The 4,131-nt window shown below is 60.1% G+C and carries 4 protein-coding genes and 1 riboswitch; of the genes, 2 read left to right on the top strand and 2 right to left on the bottom strand.

Going from position 1 to position 4,131, the window contains the following annotated elements; genetic code table 11:
* Nucleotides 1–118 precede the first annotated feature (118 nt).
* Both thiC and WBF74_RS11000 read right to left on the bottom strand, forming a co-directional pair.
* The gene (thiC, locus tag WBF74_RS11005; protein WP_424439527.1) at nucleotides 119–1,981 is read right to left on the bottom strand and encodes a phosphomethylpyrimidine synthase ThiC; all 1,863 of its coding nucleotides are present in this window, start codon (nucleotides 1,979–1,981) and stop codon (nucleotides 119–121) included.
* A gap of 4 nt (nucleotides 1,982–1,985) precedes the next feature.
* Nucleotides 1,986–2,363 (bottom strand): hypothetical protein, encoded by a 378-nt coding sequence (locus tag WBF74_RS11000; protein WP_424439524.1) that lies wholly within the window; start codon nucleotides 2,361–2,363, stop codon nucleotides 1,986–1,988.
* 52 nt (nucleotides 2,364–2,415) lie between these two features.
* Nucleotides 2,416–2,527, bottom strand: a riboswitch (TPP riboswitch).
* Between the two features lie 93 nt (nucleotides 2,528–2,620).
* On the opposite strand from WBF74_RS11000, the gene WBF74_RS10995 reads away from it, so the two are divergent.
* Entirely contained in the window at nucleotides 2,621–3,727 is a 1,107-nt protein-coding gene (locus tag WBF74_RS10995) for an NAD(P)H-dependent flavin oxidoreductase (protein WP_424439521.1), read from the top strand.
* Nucleotides 3,724–4,131 (top strand): MAPEG family protein (locus WBF74_RS10990; RefSeq protein WP_424439518.1); only part of this gene is annotated, 408 nt, incomplete at its 3' end. The genes WBF74_RS10995 and WBF74_RS10990, both read left to right, overlap by 4 nt.

Here is a 4,131-nt window from a genome sequence, read left to right as displayed (position 1 = left end):
GGGAAGGAAAACGAGAGAGGTAACGTCAGTCATTCTTCCGGAGAAAATTGTTGCTGATGGCGGGAGTGTAAACGATCTCCCGCCATCGGTGAAATCTTGTGCGCAGTATGACAGACGGCTATTCCGCTGCCTTGCCGGAAAGCGCCCTGTTTGCCGCCTTCACCGCAGCACTTTCCTCTTCGAGATAAATCTCGCCGCCGGAATTACGGAACTTGTCGGACATTTCCGCCATACCGCTTTCTGCATAATCGCGCACTTCCTGCGTGATCTTCATGGAGCAGAATTTCGGCCCGCACATGGAGCAGAAATGCGCGACCTTGTGCGCTTCCTTGGGCAGCGTCCGGTCGTGAAACTCGCGCGCACGTTCCGGATCAAGCGAGAGGTTGAACTGGTCCTCCCAGCGGAACTCGAAACGCGCCCGGGAAAGCGCATCATCGCGGAGCTGCGCTGCCGGATGTCCCTTTGCAAGATCGGCGGCATGCGCGGCGATCTTGTAGGTGATGACACCTTCCTTCACATCCTGCCTGTCCGGCAATCCGAGGTGTTCCTTCGGCGTCACATAGCAAAGCATCGCCGTGCCAAACCAGCCGATCATCGCAGCGCCGATACCGCTCGTGATGTGGTCATAGCCCGGCGCAATGTCAGTCGTGAGCGGCCCGAGCGTGTAGAAAGGCGCGCCACCGCAATGCTTGAGCTGCTTGTCCATATTGACCTTGATCTTGTGCATCGGCACATGACCCGGCCCTTCGATCATCACCTGACAGCCCTTCGCCCAGGCGATCTGCGTCAGTTCGCCCAGCGTTTCGAGTTCGGCAAACTGCGCTTCGTCATTGGCATCGGCTATGGAGCCCGGGCGAAGCCCGTCACCCAACGAGAAGGAAACATCATACTGCCGCATGATGTCGCAGATTTCCTCGAAATGTTCGTAGAGGAAACTTTCCTTGTGATGCGCGAGGCACCACTTCGCCATGATGGAGCCGCCACGGCTGACTATGCCGGTAACACGCTTTGCCGTGAGCGGCACATAGGCAAGGCGCACACCCGCATGGATGGTGAAATAGTCTACGCCCTGCTCTGCCTGCTCGATCAGCGTGTCGCGATAAACCTCCCATGTGAGATTTTCGGCAATGCCATCCACTTTTTCGAGTGCCTGATAGATCGGCACGGTACCAATCGGCACCGGCGAATTGCGGATGATCCACTCCCGTGTGTTGTGAATGTTGCGGCCCGTCGAGAGGTCCATCACATTGTCCGCGCCCCAGCGGATCGCCCAGACCATCTTGTCCACTTCTTCGGCGACGGATGACGCCACGGCAGAATTGCCGATATTCGCGTTGATCTTCACGAGGAAGTTGCGGCCAATGATCATTGGCTCAAGTTCAGGGTGATTGATGTTCGCGGGAATGATGGCGCGTCCGGCGGCCACTTCCGACCGCACAAATTCCGGCGTGATGAACTCGGGAATGTTCGCGCCGAAGCTTTCGCCTTCTGCAATCCTGTGTGCGGCATTTTCGAGCGCGCGCTTGCGGCCCATATTCTCCCGCTCGGCAATGAAGGCCATTTCAGCCGTGATGATGCCTGCCTTCGCATATTCATATTGCGTGAGCGGCTTGCCGGGCAGACCCCGGCGCGGGCGATGCGCAATCGGAAAGGCAGGGGCAAGATGCGTCTCGCTGACATTGCCATTGTCTTCCGGCTTCACCTTCCGGCCGTCATAAAGTTCAGTGCCGCCCCGCGCTTCGATCCATGCTTCGCGGATGCGCGGCAGACCCTTTTCGAGATCGATCTGCGCTGTCGGGTCCGTATAGGGACCGGACGTGTCATAGACGCGCACCGGCGGCTCCATCGCAGACGGGTGAAGCTCAATCTCGCGGAAGGGAACGCGCAGATCAGGAAAGCCCGCGGGCGATGTGAAAACCTTGGTGCTGGCAGGCAGTGGCCCGGTGGTCACCTTCGGGAGCGTGTTTTCGGGAAGGCTCATTTGCTTACTCCTTGGCGGCCTGTTTGACGGTGACGCTGGCAACAAGGCCGGCAAGGGCGACCGCAAATGCGACGCCGATAATCACCGTCAGAAAATCAAAGGGAATGTTGGTTTGGGCAGCGGCGCTTTCGCTCGGCGCGATCAGCTTGCCGAAGAAACTCGGATAGAGCATGCCCGCCGTTGCGCCCCAGGCGCCTGCAAAGGCGGCGCGGCGCGCATGTGTGTCCTGCGCCATCAGGAGCGCCGTCACGACGAGCGGGATACCGATAAAGAAATCATCAGCAACGAAGAGAAAGGGGCGGCCCATGCCCCAGCTTCGGATCGCTTCACCAATCATCAGCGAAGCGCCCAGAATGCCCGCTATCCAGCGCCAGAAAATCATCCTCTCCTCCTCGCCATAGGCGAGTCGCGACCGGAAAAAGGCGGGATATGACTTGCAACGCTGTTCCCGTCCCTTCGCCGGCATGACCCGGATCAGGTTCTAAGGGTGGTGGCCTGCGACAGGTCCATCTCAGCCGATTGCAATCGGCCCCCCTCGGTATGGATCGAGTGTGCCCCCTCGCGCGCTAAAGGTAAAGGGGAGGCAGTTGCGCGTTCCGGGTGTAGGGTGGTGAAGGATCAGGAGGACAGGAGGAGAAGATGGACAAGACCGCCGCACTGACCGGGCTTCTCGGTATCGACCTGCCCATTCTGCAAGCGCCCATGGCAGGCGCTGCAACGCCCGCCCTTGCCGCTGCCGTATCAAATGCGGGCGGTCTTGGTGCTCTTGGTGTTGCCATGATGCCGCCCGAGATGCTGCGCCAGGAAGTTGCGACCTTGCGCACAATGACCAATGGCAGCTTCAACCTCAATTATTTCGTCCACGACGAACCCGACCTCTCGACCTATGACGCAGCGCCCATGCGCGCAGCCCTTGCGCGGCATTACGCGGAACTGGGTCTGGGCGACGTCCCCGCCCCTTCCGTTCCCTCACCAGCCTTCAACGAGGAAGCACTCGCGCTGCTGCTCGAACTTCGCCCGCGCGTGGCGAGCTTTCATTTCGGCCTTCCCGCGCCCGACATTGTGGATCGGCTGAAAAAGGCAGGCATGGCAGTCATCGGCAGTGCAACGACAGCGGCAGAAGCACGCGCGCTGGAAAAAGGCGGCGCAGATGCCATCATCGCGCAAGGCCATGAAGCAGGCGGCCATCGCGGTACCTTTCTCGATCATGTCGATCTCGGCACGGTCGGAACGCTGGCATTGGTGCCGCAAGTTGTCGATGCGGTGAATGTGCCCGTCATCGCAGCGGGCGGCATCGGCGATGAGCGTGGCATCGCTGCTGCCTTCATGCTGGGCGCGGCAGGTGTACAGCTTGGCACCGCCTATCTGCTCTGCCCGGAAGCGCAGGTGCATCCCGTCCACCGCAAGGCACTCAGCGAAGCTTCCGACCACTCGACTGTGGTGACGAAACTCTTTTCCGGCCGCCCTGCCCGCGCCATCCGCACAAGGCTGACCGAAGACCTTCATCCCTACGAGCATCAGGCAGCACCCTTCCCCGCGCAGCGTCCCCTTGTTGCACCGCTGACCAGCGCGGGCGCAAAATCGGAACGCGCCGAATTCATGCAGCTCTGGTCCGGCCAGGCGGCGCGGCTTGCAAAAGCCGAACCGGCAGGAGAAAAAACCACACGGTTGATGTCTGAAGCATACAGGCTGATGGGTCGACAAGCCGTGGAAGCGCAGGCGCGGACAAAAGGGAAGACGCAATGACCATCGAAATTGCCATGCTCTTCTGGGCCTCCGTACTGGGCATTGCGCAAGTGTGTCTCTATGGCCTTGCCTATGTTCGACAGGAAGGGCTAGGCGCTACCGGAATGGTTGATGAACCACGCCCCGCCACAGGCTTTGCCGGGCGAATGGAGCGCGCGCTCCGAAACTTTCTCGAAACCTTCCCCATTTTCGCAGCGGTGGTGCTCGCGGTTTATGCGACCGAGAGGACCAGTTTCTGGAGCGAAATCGGCACACAGATCTATTTCTGGGCGCGGCTTGGCTATCTGCCAGCCTACGCGGCGGGCCTGATGTGGCTGCGCACATTGATTTGGCTGATCGCGCTTTCCGGCATTGTTCTCTGCATGGTGCCGCTTTTCGACAAGGCGCTGCTCATGGTGCTGATG

This window comes from Parvibaculum sp., from assembly GCF_049672805.1.
Lineage (GTDB): Bacteria > Pseudomonadota > Alphaproteobacteria > Parvibaculales > Parvibaculaceae > Parvibaculum.
Note: the sequence above shows the minus strand (reverse complement) of the source record. Positions and strands in the feature narration are given on the sequence as shown.

What these genes read in the sequence shown, in the direction of transcription:
- thiC (WP_424439527.1), bottom strand. Translation starts at nt 1,981, where the DNA reads ATGAGCCTTCCCGAAAACACGCTCCCGAAGGTGACCACCGGGCCACTG.
- WBF74_RS11000 (WP_424439524.1), bottom strand. Translation starts at nt 2,363, where the DNA reads ATGATTTTCTGGCGCTGGATAGCGGGCATTCTGGGCGCTTCGCTGATG.
- WBF74_RS10995 (WP_424439521.1), top strand. Translation starts at nt 2,621, where the DNA reads ATGGACAAGACCGCCGCACTGACCGGGCTTCTCGGTATCGACCTGCCC.